Source organism: Pseudoxanthomonas putridarboris (assembly GCF_038321125.1).
GTDB lineage: Bacteria > Pseudomonadota > Gammaproteobacteria > Xanthomonadales > Xanthomonadaceae > Pseudoxanthomonas_A > Pseudoxanthomonas_A putridarboris.
The window spans coordinates 267,998-282,662 of the sequence record NZ_JBBWWT010000005.1 but is presented as its reverse complement, the minus strand read 5'-3'; the positions used below and the strand labels follow the sequence as shown (position 1 = coordinate 282,662).

The following is a 14,665-nucleotide window of genomic DNA, read 5'->3' as shown; positions in this document are numbered from 1 at the left end:
TAAACCGTCATGGTCCCTTTGCGGCGTTGCCCCGGCAGCGTCGCCCACGACGCATGCCGACTCCCTTACGCGCACCTGCCGCCCCCACAGGAAACATCCCGCTCCCCCAGCGCATCCTGGTAGTGGAGAACTCACGCACGCACGCGCGGCTGATCGGCGAGGCCATCGAGCAGAAGCTGGCGCTGCCGGTGGCCTACGCCGCCACGCTGACCGAAGCGCGCACGATGCTGGAACAGCAGCAGGACTGGTTCATGGTCGTCACCAGCCTGGTGCTGGCCGACGGCAGCCACGACGAGGTGGTGGAGTTCTTCCTGTCGCGCGAACTGCCCACGGTGGTGGTGAGCGGCGTCTACGACGAGGCGATGCGCCAGCAGATCCTGCGCCGGCAGATCGTGGACTACGTGCTGAAGAACACGCCCGGCAGCATCGATTACCTGGTCTGGCTGGTGCAGCGGCTGGAACGCAATCGCCGCATCGCCGCGCTGATCGTCGACGATTCGCGCTCGACCCGCGCCCACGCCGCCGCCCTGCTGGCGATGTACGGCTTCCGCGTGCTGGAAGCCGCCGATGGCGAGGCCGGCCTGGCCGTGCTGGACGCCAACCCGGACATCCGCCTGGCCATCGTGGACCAGGAAATGCCGGGCATGAAGGGCCACGAGTTCACCCGCCGCCTGCGCGCGCGCCACGCGCGCGACCACCTCGCCATCATCGGCATCTCCGGCACCAGCGACGCCTCGCTGGTGCCGCGCTTCCTGAAGAGCGGCGCCAACGATTTCCTGCACAAGCCATTCTCGCGCGAGGAATTCTTCTGCCGCGTCTCGCAGAACATCGACCAGCTGGAACTGATCGGCACCCTGCAGGACCTGGCCACGCGCGATTTCCTGACCGGCTTGCCGAACCGCCGCCATTTCCTGTCCGAATGCCATGCGCTGCTGCCCAACACCCTGGGCCGCCAGCAAGCGGTGACCGCCGCCATCGTCGACATCGACCACTTCAAGCACATCAACGACACCTACGGCCACGAGGCCGGTGACCTGGCGCTGAAGGCCGTCGCCCAGACCATCGCCCAGCATGCGGGTGCACAGGACCTGATCGCCCGCTTCGGCGGCGAGGAATTCTGCGCGCTGGTGCCCTACCTGGGCGAAGGCGAAGCGGTGGAGTACTTCGAGGACCTGCGCCAGCGCATCGAGGCACTGCAGGTGGATGTGGGCGGCAAGGTGCTGCGCATGACCGTCAGCATCGGCCTGTTCCGCACCCGCTTCCCGGGGCAGACGCTCAATCATCTGCTCACCGAGGCGGATCGTCGCCTGTACCTGGCCAAGGCCGGCGGACGCAACCGCGTGGTGTCCACCGGCTGACGGCCACCTTGTGGGAGCGACGTGAGTCGCGACGGCAATAACAGAACGTTCCGGCAGATCGGAGCGGCATGATGCAGGCAACGGAGAAAAACTCCTTGCCGTATCCGACCCGCCTCGGTCCACCCCGTTCAGTGCCCAATTGTCTTTTTGCTTCAAGTCGCGACTCACGTCGCTCCCACGGCCGTGCTTCCTGCGACAACCGGTCGCGGCATTGATCGGGATCAATGCCGGTGCGATGCGCCGTGCCTAGATTGCCCCCGCATTCCGGCATCCGCCGGCAGGGGAAATCCACATGGCACTGCTGATCTGGCAGGAAGACCTGGACACCGGCATCGAGATCATCGACGGCCAGCACCGTCGCATCGTCGAGATGATCAACCAGTTGCACGTCACGCAGAAGTCGATGGAACGCTTCGCCGTGGCCGAGGTGATCGACGAGCTGGTCGACTACACCCTTTCCCACTTCGCCTTCGAGGAGGAGCTGATGGAAGAGGCCGGCTATCCGTTCAGCGCCGCGCACAAGCGCGTGCACGAAGTGTTCACCAAGCGCGTCTCGGAATACCGGATGCGTTTCGAGGCCGGCGAGGACATCGTCGACGACCTGCGCGGCATGCTGTCGCGCTGGCTGTTCAACCACATCCGCAATGACGACAAGGCCTATGCGGATTCGGTGAAGCGGCACCTCAACCGGTTCGTGCGCGAGCACCAGCAGGGCGGCTGGCTCGGCCGCACCGTCAAGCGCCTGTTCCGCTGACGCCGGCCGGCCGCGGGCGCGGTATCAGCCCCAGCGCCAGCAGCGTCAGCGCGGCCATGCCGGCCAGGTACCATCCCACCGAGGCCAGGCCGAACCTTTCGCCCAGCCGCGTGGCGATGTAGGGCGCGGGCGAAGCGCCCAGGATGCCCGCCAGGTTGAACGCCAGCGACGCGCCGGTGTAGCGCACGGCGGTGGGGAACATCTCCGCCAGGATGGTGCCGCAGGGCCCGTAGGTCAGCCCCATCGCGCCCAGCCCGAGCGCCAGGAACGCCAGCACGCCCCAGTCGCTTCCCGACTCGAACAACGGCGCGAACGCGAAACCGAACACGATGATCGCCACCGTCGCCACGACCATCGCGCGGCGGCGGCCGAAGCGGTCGGCGTACACGGCCGAGACCGGGATGGTGGCGGCGAAGAACAGCACGCCGATCATCTGCAGCAGCAGGAAGTGCTCGCGCGTGTAGCCGAGCTTGCTCGTGCCCCAGCTCAGCGCGAACACCGTCATCAGGTAGAACAGCACGAAGGTCGCCACCAGCGCGAAGGTGCCCGCCACCAGCGCGCGCGGATGCTTGCGGACCACGTCGAACATCGGCACCCTGACCCGCTCGTCGCGGTCGAGCGCTTTCTGGAAGTCCGGGGTCTCGGCGATCCTCAACCGCACCCACAGGCCGACGAACACCAGCGCCGCGCTGGCCACGAACGGGATGCGCCAGCCCCAGGCCAGGAACTGCGCATCGCCCATCGTCTCGGTCAACAGCAGGAAGATGCCCGTCGAGCAGAGGAAGCCGATCGGCGCGCCGAGTTGCGGGAACATGCCGTACCACGCCCGCTTGCCCGGCGGCGCGTTCTCCGTCGCCAGCAGCACCGCGCCGCCCCACTCGCCGCCCAGGCCGATGCCCTGCCCCAGCCGGCACAGCGCCAGCAGGGCCGGCGCGACGATGCCGATCTGCGCGTAGGTGGGGAGCAGGCCTATGGCGACCGTGGACAGGCCCATCGTCAGCAGCGCCGCCACCAGCGTGGCCTTGCGGCCGATGCGGTCGCCGAAATGGCCGAACAGCGCCGAACCCACCGGGCGTGCGATGAACGCCAGCGCGAAGGTCGCGAACGACTGCAGCGTGGCGGTGGTGGGATCGCTCTGCGGGAAGAACAGCTTGGGGAAGACGATGACCGCCGCCGTGGCGTAGATGTAGAAATCGAAGAACTCGATGGTGGTGCCGATCAGGCTGGCGAACAGCACGCGGCGGGGCGAGTTGGCGGGAGCGGCGGTGGCGGCGACGGTCGCGGTCATGGGCAGGCGGGTTCGGGCAATGGCTCCGATTCTGCCGTAGGGTGCGCCCCGGCGCACCGCGCCCCCGACGACCGATCCGCCAACATGATGCCGAACGCGCCGCAGCGCGCCCGGAGGATGATGGACAAGAAGCGGTGCGCCAGGGCGCACCCTACGCCCTCGACGATCTGCGGGGCCCGCCGCGCGGCCCGATCCGCACCGGCGAGTCTCCTGGATTCCCGGAGGGTCAACTCCTTGGCGCGCGCCGGGAACGCTTCATCGCATGGCCTGGAGACTTCCGTCTTCCCGTTCTGCCTAATTCACGACACAACCTGACGACAGAGCATCTTATGTGGGCGATCCCCCTGATTCTTGCGACAGCCGGCACGGCGGCTCCCGCGCCGGCGAACGTCGATCCGGCCACCCTCGCCGCCATCGAAGCCACCTGCTTCGATTACGTGGACGGCCAGCTCGAGGCGGATCCGGAGCGCGTCGCCCGTGCATTGCATCCCGACCTTGCCAAACGCGCGGTGATCGGCGATACGCCCTACGAACGGCTCGGCCTGCGGCGCATGTCGAAGGAGGAATTGGTCGAGCTCACCAAACGGGGCGTATTGAAGACGCCGGAGGAGCAATGGGACCGCAGCTGCCGCGTGCTCGACGTCACCGGCAACGCGGCGTCGGTCCGGCTGGAAACGCCCTGGTTCGTCGACTATTTCCACATGGGCAAGTTCGAAGACCGCTGGATCATCGTGAACGCCTTGTGGTACAGCAAGCCCAGGTGATCCGCCCTCATGGCGGCGGCACTAGTCGCGAGCGCGCGCAGGTTGGCCGGACGGATACAGGGTGAAGAACGCGCCGCAGCGGCCCGGTTGGCGGATGATCGGTTGCCGTTATCCGACCATCCGTCGCGACTGACGTCGCTCCCACAAGGGCAGGATGATCATCATCGCGGCCATCACCGCCATGATCCATCCTTTGTCCCGGCCTGGCATGTCGCACCAAGGCTGCGCCCCATGCCCGCCATCCGGGGCGCCGATGCGGCTGTAGGAGCGGCTTCAGCCGCGACCGCGCGTCAATGGCTGCCGGTATCGCGCGACGACAGGCAACTCGGGGCCCCAAAAAGCGGAAGACACGGATCAACGCGGATCAAGCGGATCAAGGCAAGAAACTTTATCCGCGTTGATCCGGGTGAATCCGCAGCCTGAAGGTCTTCAAGGTTCGCGGTCGCGGCTGAAGCCGCTCCTACAGGGGCATCGCGCCGATCAGGTATCGAGGTTGATCCAGGTCGCCTTGATCTCGGTGTATTTGTCGAAGGCGTGCAGCGACTTGTCGCGGCCGTTGCCGGACTGTTTGTAGCCGCCAAAGGGCGCGGTCATGTCGCCGCCGTCCCAGTAGTTCACCCACACGCTGCCCGCGCGCAGCTTGCGCGCCACGCGGTGCGCGCGGCTGATGTCGCGCGTCCACACGCCCGCGGCCAGGCCGTACTCGGTGTCGTTGGCCATGCGCAGCGCCTGGTCCTCGTTGTCGAACGCGATCACCGACAGCACCGGCCCGAAGATCTCCTCGCGCGAGATGGCGTGCTCGTGCGCGACGTCGTCGAACACCGTCGGCTCCAGGTAGCAGCCACCCTCCACCACGCTGGCGCGTTGCCCGCCCAACGCGAGACGCGCGCCTTCGGCCTTGCCCTTCTCGATGTAGTCCAGCACGCGCTGCGTCTGCCCCTCGTCGACCATGGCGCCCATCGGCGCACCGGGATCCAGCGGATGGCGCGGGCGCATCGCCTTGCCGGCCTCGACCACGCGGGCGACGAACGCGTCCTTGATCGAGCGCTCCACCAGCAGGCGCGACGCGGCCGTGCAGACTTCGCCCTGATTGTAGAAGATGCCGCCGGCGGCGGCCTTGGCCGCGGCGTCGAGATCGTGCGCGTCGGCGAAGACGATGTTCGGGCTCTTGCCGCCGCACTCCATGTAGGCGCGTTTCATGTTCGACAGGCCCGCGCACTGCAGCAGGCGCTTGCCCACCGCAGTGGAGCCGGTGAAGACCAGGCCGTCCACGTCCATGTGCAGCGCCAGCGGTTCGCCCGCGGTCTTGCCGAAACCCGGCACAACGTTGAACACGCCCGCCGGGATGCCCGCTTCCATCGCGATCCCCGCCAGCCGGATCGCGCTGAGCGGCGACTTCTCCGATGGCTTGAGCACGATGGAATTGCCCATCGCCAGCGCCGGCGCCAGTTTCCACGTCGCCATCAGCAGCGGGAAGTTCCACGGCACGATGGCGCCGACCACGCCCAGCGGCTCGCGCGTGACCAGGCCCAGTTCGTTCTGCCCGGTGGCGGCGATTTCGCCGTAGACCTTGTCCAGCGCCTCGCCGGTCCAGGCCATGCAGCGGATGGTCGCGGCGATGTCCACGTTGCGCGCATCGGTCACCGGCTTGCCCATGTCCAGCGATTCCAGCAGCGCCAGTTCGTCGCCGTGCTTCTCGATCAGCTGGGCGAACTTCAGCAGCACCTTCTTGCGGTGGGTGGGACGCGCGTTGGCCCAGCCGCCGGCCTCGAAGCTGCGGCGCGCGGCGGCGACGGCGCGGTCGATGTCCTCTTCCTGTCCATCCGCGACCTGCCCCAGCACGCGCCCGTCGATGGGACTGATGCAATCGAACGTCCTGCCGGCGGCGGCATCGACGTAGCGGCCGTCGATGAAGGCCTGGGTGCGGAGGGTCAGGGCGCCGGCCAGCGACTGCCAATCTTCTCGGGTACGGGGTGCGTTCATGGCGGCTCCAAAGGAATGCTGCTGTTTCCCTTCTCCCTTCGGGAGAAGGTGGCGCGAAGCGCCGGATGAGGGTACGGCGGAATCCGCGACACCCGGACCATCATGGGCTCGCCGGACCCTCACCCCAACCCCTCTCCCGACGGGAGAGGGGCGATCGAATCAAAACGTCGCCGGCGTGTTCGCGCTGAAGATCACCGCATCCTCCTGGCCGACATTGCGGAAGCGATGCGGTACGCGGCTCTCGAAGTAATAGCCTTCGCCGGCCCTCAGCACGCGCATCTGGTCGCCCACGGTGACCTCGACCTCGCCTTCGACCACCACCCCGCCTTCCTCGCCTTCGTGCGCCAGCATGCTGTCGCCGGTGTCGCTGCCCGGCGGCATCACCTCGCGCAGGATGCACATCTGCCGTTGCGGGCGGTGCTGGCCGACGAGGAAATAATGGATGCCGTTGCTGCCCACGTCCGGCAGTTCGGCGGCGGTGTAGAACGGGCTGTCGGGCAGGCCTATGGCCAGGTCCAGGGTGAAGAAGTCGGCCAGCGAGATGGGGATGCCGTCCAGCACTTTCTTCAGCGAACTGACCGAGGGGCTGACCTTGTTCTGTTCGATCAGCGAGATGGTGCTGTTGGTGACGCCCACGCGCTTGGCCAACTCGCGCTGGCTGAGGCCTTTGGATTTGCGGACCAGTTGCAGGCGCGCGCCGATGTCCATCACCACCCTTTCGATCAGGCCGAAGTGTTGCGGGATACTTTACACCTGATCGCAGTAGGGTCAATTTGCACATCCCATGGGATGCCTGACGTCCCCTGAAGCCGCGAGGGCGCCTGTTTCGCGCTGCCGCGCGAGTTACTTTCTTTGCCTGTGCAAAGAAAGTAACCAAAGAAAGCACACCCCGGCGGCCCGCCCGGCCCGCGTTGCGGGCCGGGTTCGCAGTCCCGGCGGGAATTTTCGGGAGGGGCATCCTGCCCCTTCCGAAAACGGCGCACATCCCTGTGCGCCGCCCCTGCGGGGTTTGGCCCACCGTGCCTGCCGGGCCTGAAGGGGCCCCAAAAGCGGGGCGGCCCCACCTCCTCATATTCCTCCAGGCGATACCAAACGCACGGCGTGCGGGACGTTGCGCACGACAGTTGTAAAGTTTTTTCAACGCGCTAAGCTGCGCGCGTCCCCCTGCCCTGGAACCGCCATGAGCGCCGACGACACTTCCACCTCCCGCGCCCTGGCCGATCATTACGCCCGCCAGGCCACCGAGGCGCCGGCGTCGCTGGACGCGTTCTGGATGCCGTTCACCGCCAACAAGCAGTTCAAGGCCGCGCCGCGCCTGTTGGCCAGCGCCTCGGGCATGCACTACCGCGACGTGGACGGCAACGAGATCCTCGACGCCACCGCCGGGCTGTGGTGCTGCAACGCCGGCCACGCCCGCCCGCGCATCGTCGAAGCGGTGAAGAAACAGATCGAGACGCTCGATTTCGCGCCCAACTTCCAGATGAGTTCGCCGCTCCCGTTCAAGCTGGCCGAGCGGCTGGCGGCGATCACGCCGGGCGACCTCAACCGCGTCTTCTATACCAATTCCGGTTCGGAGTCGGTCGATACCGCGTTGAAGATCGCGCTGGCCTACCACCGCACGCGCGGCGAAGGCCAGCGCACGCGCCTGATCGGCCGCGAGAAGGGCTACCACGGCGTCGGCTTCGGCGGCATCTCGGTGGGCGGTCTGCCCAACAACCGCAAGTGGTTCGGTTCGCTGCTGCCCGGCACCGACCACCTGCGCCACACGCTGGACCTGCAGCGCAACGCCTTCTCCAAGGGCCTGCCGCCGCACGGCATCGAACTGGCCGAGGACCTGGAGCGCATGGTCGCGCTGCACGACGCCTCCACCATCGCCGCGGTCATCATCGAACCGATCTCCGGCTCGGCCGGCGTGGTGATCCCGCCGGAAGGTTACCTGCAGCGCATCCGCGAGATCTGCGACAGGCACGGCATCCTGCTGATCTTCGACGAAGTGATCACCGGCTTCGGCCGCCTCGGCCACGCCTTCGGCGCGCAGCGCTTCGGCGTCGTCCCCGACCTGATCACCGCCGCCAAGGGCATCACCAACGGCTGCGTGCCGATGGGCGCGGTGTTCGTGTCCGACCGGGTACACGACGCCTTCATGCATGGCGCCGACAACGCCATCGACCTGTTCCACGGCTACACCTACTCCGGCCATCCGCTGGCCTGCGCCGCCGCGCTGGCCACGCTGGACACCTACGAAGAGGAAAACCTGTTCGACAAGGCCTTGTCGCTCGGCGGCTATTGGCAGGAGGCGCTGCACTCGCTGAAGGGACTGCCCAACGTCATCGACATCCGCAACGACGGGCTGGTCGGCGCCATCGAACTGGCTGCGCGTCCCGGCGCGCCGGGCACGCGGGCCTACGACGTCTTCACCCGCGCCTTCCACCAGGGCCACCTGCTGATCCGGGTGACCGGCGACGTCATCGCGCTGTCGCCGCCCCTGATCGTGGAGAAGCCCCACATCGACCGGATCGTGCAGATCCTGGCGGACGCCCTGCGCGCGACCGCGTAAAATCACGGACCAACGGCAGCAGCGCTCCCCACGCGCGAGGCCCCACCCCGCTACTGGAGAGAAACATGCTGATTGGCGTCCCCAAGGAAATCAAGAACCACGAGTACCGCATCGGCCTGACCCCGGCCGGCGCGCGCGAACTGGTGAGCAACGGCCACCAGGTCATCGTGCAGCGCGACGGCGGCAAGGCCATCGGCCTGACCGACGAGCAGTACGTCAAGGCCGGCGCGCAGATCGTCGACACGCCCGAGGAAATCTTCGCCCGCGCCGACATGGTCATCAAGGTGAAGGAACCGCAGCCGGTGGAATGCGCGATGCTGCGCCCCGGCCAGGTGCTCTACACCTACCTGCACCTGGCGCCGGACCCGGAGCAGACCAGGGCGCTGGTCGCCTCCGGCGCCACCTGCATCGCCTACGAGACCGTCACCGACCGCAAGGGTGGCCTGCCGCTGCTGGCGCCGATGAGCGAAGTGGCCGGGCGCATGTCGATCCAGGCCGGCGCGCACGCGCTGGAGAAGGCGCAGGGCGGTTCCGGCGTGCTGCTGGGCGGCGTGCCGGGCGTGAAGCCGGCCGAGGTGCTGGTGATCGGCGGCGGCGTGGTCGGCATCAACGCCGCGCGCATGGCGATGGGCATGAACGCCCACGTCACCATCCTGGACCGTTCGCTGGACCGGCTTAAGTACCTGGACGAAGTCTACGGCGATCGCCTGACCACCATCTATTCGACCCACGACGCCATCGAGGAACGCCTGCCCTACATCGACCTGGTGATCGGCGCGGTGCTGATCCCCGGCGCGGCCGCGCCCAAGCTGATCGCGCGCGACCAGCTCAAGCTGATGCGTCCGGGCTCGGTGCTGGTGGACGTGGCGATCGACCAAGGCGGCTGCTTCGAGACCAGCAAGGCCACCACCCACCAGAACCCGACCTACGAAGTGGACGGCATCATCCACTACTGCGTGGCCAACATGCCCGGCGGCGTCGCGCGCACGTCTACCTTCGCGCTGACCAACGCCACCCTGCCCTATGCGATCCAGCTGGCCAACAAGGGCGCCAGGCAGGCACTGCTGGACGACGAGCACCTGCTCAATGGCCTGAACGTGCATGCCGGCAAGATCACCTACCAGGCCGTCGCCGACGACCTGGGCTACCCCTACGTGCCGGCGCGCGAGGCGCTGGCGTAATGCCACACCTGTAGGAGCGCCCCATGGGCGCGATGCTCCTGCCATCCGGATAGAGCATCGCGGGCATGGCCCGCTCCTACAAACCACCGGAGACACTGCATGAGCTGCCCATTGCACCACTTCTTCAATGGGGAGCGGGTGGACGGCGAAAGCGACCGCTTCGGCGACGTCTTCGACCCCGCCACCGGCGCCGTCACCGCGCGCGTGCCGCTGGCTTCGATCGCTGAAGTGGGCCGGGCGGTCGATGCCGCGTCGGCCGCCTTCCCCGCCTGGGCCGGAACCACGCCGCTCAACCGCGCGCGGGTGATGTTCCGCTTCAAGGAATTGCTGGAGAGGCACGCCGGCGACCTGGCGAAGGTCATCACCTCCGAACACGGCAAGGTGCTGTCCGACGCGCGCGGCGAAGTGACGCGCGGGCTGGAAGTGGTCGAGTTCGCCTGCGGCATACCGCACCTGCTCAAGGGCGAGCACTCGATGAACGTCGGCCGCGACGTGGATTCCTGGAGCGAGTACGCGCCGCTGGGCGTGGCCGCCGGCATCACCCCGTTCAACTTCCCCGCGATGGTGCCGCTGTGGATGTTCCCGGTCGCCATCGCCTGCGGCAACACGTTCGTGTTGAAGCCGTCCGAACGCGACCCGTCGGCATCGCTGTTCATGGCCGACCTGTTGCATCAGGCCGGGCTGCCGGACAGCGTGTTCAACGTGGTGCACGGCGACAAGGTGGCCGTGGATGCATTGCTGGACGAGCCGCGCGTGCAGGCGGTCAGCTTCGTCGGCTCCACGCCCATCGCCGAGTACATCTACGCGCGCGGCAGCGCCAACGGCAAGCGCGTGCAGGCGCTGGGCGGCGCCAAGAACCACATGGTGGTGCTGCCCGATGCCGACCTGGAGGGCGCGGTCTCCGCACTGCTGGGCGCGGGCTACGGCTCGGCCGGCGAACGCTGCATGGCGATCTCGGTGGCGGTCTGCGTGGGCGACGCCATCGCCGACGCGCTGGTGGAGAAACTCGCGCCCAAGGTGGCCGCGCTGCAGATCGGCCCCGGCTGCCTGGATCCGGAAATGGGCCCGCTGGTTACCGCCGCGCACCGCGACAAGGTGCGCGGCTACGTGGACGCCGGCGTGGCCGAAGGCGCCACGCTGGTGGTGGACGGTCGTGGTTTCGAACCGGACACCGGGCGGGAACTCGCGGCTGGAAGCCGTTCCCACGGGTTCTTCCTCGGCGGCTGCCTGTTCGACCGCGTCACGCCGTCGATGCGCATCTACCGCGAGGAAATCTTCGGCCCGGTGCTGTGCGTGGTGCGGGTAGCGGATTTCGAGGCCGCGCTGAAGCTGGTCAACGAACACGAGTACGGCAACGGCACCGCCATCTTCACCCGCGACGGCGGCGCCGCGCGCGAGTTCGCCCATCGCGTGCAGGCCGGCATGGTCGGCATCAACGTACCGATCCCCGTGCCGATGGCCTTCCACAGTTTCGGCGGCTGGAAGCGCTCTATCTTCGGCCCGCTGCACGTGCATGGTCCGGACGGCGTGCGCTTCTACACGCGCCTGAAGACCATCACCGCCCGCTGGCCGGACACGCACGCGGCCGAGTTCGTGATGCCGACGATGAAGTGAGCCGCACGGACGCGCCCGCCCGCGTCCGTGCGTGCCGCTACAGCGACTTCAGGAATTCCACCAGGGCGCGCCGGTCCTGCAGCGGCATGGCCTCGAATCGCTGCTTGGCCGCGCTGGCCTGTCCGCCATGCCACAGGATCGCCTCTTCCAGCGTGGCGGCGCGGCCGTCGTGCAGGTAGCGCACGCTGGGATCGATCGCCGCCGCCGTGCCCAGGCCCCATAACGGCGCGGTGCGCCATTCGCTGCCGGTGGCGCGGCCTTCCACGTAGGTGTCGGCCAGGCCGGGGCCCATGTCGTGCAGCAGCAGGTCGGTGTAGGGCTTGATGTCCTGGTAGCGCAGTTCCACGAACTGGTGGTGGCCGGTGCGCAGCGCGGGCACATGGCAGGCCGTGCAGCGGGCCGCCTCGAACATCTGCTGTCCGCGCTTCACCACGGCCTGCAACTGGCGCGCCTGCGCATTCTGCTCCAGCGGATTGTCGAAGCTGCGCCGCGGCGGCACGCCCAGCAGGCTCAGGTACAACGTGGTCTTGTGGATGTCGGCGGCCGTCAGCCTGGCGCTGCCGTTGTCGACCTGCGCGCAGGCCGCGCCGGCGCTGCCGCGCGCGCATTCCAGCTGGCTCATCAACGGCGAGGTGACGCCCAGGTCGGTATTGAAGGCCAGCGACGTCTGCTGCTCCAGCGTGGCCGCGCCGGCCTTCCAGCCGAAGCGGCCGACGCGGTTCATGCCCGCGTCGCGCGGGTCGGCGACGATCTGCAGGCGGCCGGCCACGCCGTCCGCGTCGCTGCGCTGGTCGATCGCCAACCGTTCCAGCGCCTGCTCCGGCACCGCTTCCAGCAGGCCCAGGCCGACCAGCGACGGCGCCGCACGCACCGACAGCGCGGTGGGCAACGCCAGCGCCTGGCCGTTGCGGTCGCGCAATGCGTAGTTCGGCTTGCGCAGCACGTAGGCCGTGCCGTCGCCGTAACGGCCGCTGGTCTCGGTGTAGCCGGTGAGCACCAGCTCGGCCTCGCGGCCATCGACGTTGGCGCCGCCTTCGCGGTAGACGCCTTGCTGCAGGCGCAGGCCGAAGCGCGCGTCCGGCGACTGCGTGTTGTTGGCGCCGCGCGTACCGACGAACACGCCCAGCCGGCTCAACGGCGTGTTGGTCGCCGGCGAACTCTTGCCGTTGCCCGCGTGGCAGTCCACGCAGCGCGTTTGCGAAAAGCGCGGCGCGCTCTTGCCGGCCTGCGCCGTGAACACGGTGTTGCTGCCTTCCGAGTGCAGGCCGGACACGAACGAGGTGTGCAACAGGCGGCGGCCTTCCACCCACGGCTGCATGTTGTAGCTGGCGATGTTGTGCGAGGCCTGCATCAGCATGCGGTAGGGTTCGCTGGAAGTATCCTCGTGCAACGTCATCCACGGCCCGCCCAGCAAGGCTTCGCCGGGCATCGGCAACGAATCCAGCGGCCGCTGCACGCCATAGCCGGGACCGCGGAACCACGACACGATGCCGTGCGCGCCGGCGCGGTAGACCAGCGCCTCGGCGTAGTAGTTGAAGCGCCCGATCACGTCCGGGTTGCCGGCCAGGAAGATGCCCAGCTCGAACTCCACCAGGTCGCCCTTGCGCAGCGGACGGTGGCCCTCGTTGGCGGCGGTGCGGATTTCCTTGACCAGCACGAAGTTGTTGCCGGGTACGCCCGCCGGCGGCGTGTAGTTGCCGTTGGGATCCTGGCCGAGCGCGGCGTAGTTAGGGATCGGCGTCCGCGTCAACACGCCGCCGGGCAGGATCTTCATGCCGCCGTTGTCGGCGTACAGCGCCACCGAGGTGGGTTCCAGCGGGTCGTCGCCGCGCCGGCCGATGAAGCCATGGCGGAAGTTGGTGCCGTACCAGTAGTGCTGCGGCTTCACCACCACGGTCAGGATGCGTTGTTCTGGATCGCCGGCCACCGCGTTGTCGTAGATGAGGATCTCGTGCGTGCGCCGCTCGAAATAGTGCGGCGGGAACACCTGGTAGCTGTCGTCGACGATGGGCTCGCGCGCATGGCGGTCGCGCACGCGCCCGCCGACGCGGGTGACCAGCGTGCCGTCCTCCAGCGTGTCGTGGACCGGCAACGCATCGTCCGGCCACAGCAGCGGCTGGTAGGTGGCCGAGGGCGGCACCGGCGGTGGTGGCGGGATCAGCGGCTGCGAGCCGGGCATGCGGATGGGCGTGGGTTCGCCCGGCGCCAGGTGGAACAACTGCGAGGCGGCCTCGCCGCAGGTCACCTGTTCCAGCGACGCGCCGGGGCTGGTCGAGGCCTGCGCCACGTTGAAGCACTTGCCGTTGTTGACGTTGACGATGCGGTAGCGGTCGGTCACCGCGGTGCGCTGCAGGCGGAAGCGCTGCGCGCCGGTGCCGTTGTCGTCCCACTGCTGGATGACGATGTTGTTGGCGCCCGAGCCGGCCGGGATGTCGGCGGCCTTGCCGCTGTGCAGGTTGACCAGCTTGTACTGGCCGGTCGCGGTCTGGGTGATGTCGAAGAACTGCCAGCGCAGCGTACCGTCGCAGGCCGCCTGCACCAGCGGCGCGCCATTGGCGGTACTGCCGCCGGCCACTTCCACGCACAGCCCGCTGTGCACGCTGCCGATGCGGTAGCGGCCGGAGGGCACCGGATCGACGTTGATGTTCTGCTGGGCGGCGGCGGTTTCCTGCCGCGCGGCAGCGTTGACGTTGGCGGCGGCGTTGGCGCCGACCGCCGCCGAGCCGCCGGCCATGACCGCAGTCTGGCCGGATGCGTCCGGGGCCAGCACCCAGAAGCGGTCATCCTCCTGCTGGCTCGCGCCGGAACACCCGGCCAGCAGCAAGGCCGTCGCCATCGCCCATGACAGCCCGATGGATGCGCGCGCAGACGAATGACGTATTCCGTTCCTGTCCATTCCAATCCCCTGTCGTGTTCCACCACCCGCCAGCACTGCCCAACGACGCGCCGGCCGATGGCAGGACCGCACTCCACCGCTCGATGCGTGCATCCCCGGTGTTCGTCCGGATGGAATGCCGTCCCGTCATTGGATCACACGGGTGGCCGTCCGATTATGTCAACGCGCACGCGCCATGCGCAGGGATTGACGCGCGTCACGGAATGGGACGCAGCGCGCCTGTCCGGCTCCAAGGACCGCGCTCGCGACGGCGTGGCGGAACGTATCCGG

General features: G+C 68.3%; 10 protein-coding genes. 6 read left to right on the top strand and 4 right to left on the bottom strand.

All coding sequences use genetic code 11. From position 1 onward, the window contains the following. Positions 1-53: 53 nt before the first annotated feature. Entirely contained in the window at positions 54-1,358 is a 1,305-nt protein-coding gene (locus AAD027_RS13085; RefSeq protein WP_341726455.1) for a diguanylate cyclase, read from the top strand. 292 nt (positions 1,359-1,650) lie between these two features. Next, the gene (locus tag AAD027_RS13080) at positions 1,651-2,112 is read left to right on the top strand and encodes a bacteriohemerythrin (protein WP_341726454.1); all 462 of its coding nucleotides are present in this window, start codon (positions 1,651-1,653) and stop codon (positions 2,110-2,112) included. On the opposite strand, the gene AAD027_RS13075 is transcribed toward AAD027_RS13080, so the two are convergent. After that, the gene (locus tag AAD027_RS13075; RefSeq protein WP_341726453.1) at positions 2,093-3,400 is read right to left on the bottom strand and encodes an MFS transporter; all 1,308 of its coding nucleotides are present in this window, start codon (positions 3,398-3,400) and stop codon (positions 2,093-2,095) included. The genes AAD027_RS13080 and AAD027_RS13075 overlap by 20 nt on opposite strands. 329 nt (positions 3,401-3,729) lie before the next feature. Between AAD027_RS13075 and AAD027_RS13070 the strand changes: the two genes are divergently transcribed. Then, on the top strand, positions 3,730-4,164 hold the full coding sequence (locus AAD027_RS13070) for a nuclear transport factor 2 family protein (protein ID WP_341726452.1): 435 nt from the start codon (positions 3,730-3,732) through the stop codon (positions 4,162-4,164). Between the two features lie 480 nt (positions 4,165-4,644). Here the strand turns inward: AAD027_RS13070 and AAD027_RS13065 are convergent, their stop codons facing one another. Further along, positions 4,645-6,147 carry an aldehyde dehydrogenase gene (locus tag AAD027_RS13065; RefSeq protein ID WP_341726451.1) on the bottom strand — a complete coding sequence of 501 codons (1,503 nt, stop codon included), beginning with the start codon at positions 6,145-6,147 and terminating at the stop codon, positions 4,645-4,647. Positions 6,148-6,306: 159 nt separating this feature from the next. Beyond that, positions 6,307-6,855 carry a cupin domain-containing protein gene (locus tag AAD027_RS13060; RefSeq protein WP_341726450.1) on the bottom strand — a complete coding sequence of 183 codons (549 nt, stop codon included), beginning with the start codon at positions 6,853-6,855 and terminating at the stop codon, positions 6,307-6,309. 472 nt (positions 6,856-7,327) lie between these two features. On the opposite strand from AAD027_RS13060, the gene aptA reads away from it, so the two are divergent. From aptA to AAD027_RS13045, 3 genes are all read left to right on the top strand, one after another. Further along, entirely contained in the window at positions 7,328-8,704 is a 1,377-nt protein-coding gene (gene aptA / locus AAD027_RS13055) for an omega-aminotransferase AptA (RefSeq protein ID WP_341726449.1), read from the top strand. A 65-nt stretch (positions 8,705-8,769) separates the two neighbouring features. Further along, entirely contained in the window at positions 8,770-9,885 is a 1,116-nt protein-coding gene (gene ald, locus AAD027_RS13050) for an alanine dehydrogenase (RefSeq protein WP_341726448.1), read from the top strand. Positions 9,886-9,984: 99 nt separating this feature from the next. Then, the gene (locus AAD027_RS13045) at positions 9,985-11,499 is read left to right on the top strand and encodes a CoA-acylating methylmalonate-semialdehyde dehydrogenase (RefSeq protein ID WP_341726447.1); all 1,515 of its coding nucleotides are present in this window, start codon (positions 9,985-9,987) and stop codon (positions 11,497-11,499) included. A gap of 37 nt (positions 11,500-11,536) precedes the next feature. On the opposite strand, the gene AAD027_RS13040 is transcribed toward AAD027_RS13045, so the two are convergent. Further along, positions 11,537-14,335 carry a di-heme oxidoredictase family protein gene (locus AAD027_RS13040; protein ID WP_341726446.1) on the bottom strand — a complete coding sequence of 933 codons (2,799 nt, stop codon included), beginning with the start codon at positions 14,333-14,335 and terminating at the stop codon, positions 11,537-11,539. Positions 14,336-14,665 lie beyond the last annotated feature (330 nt).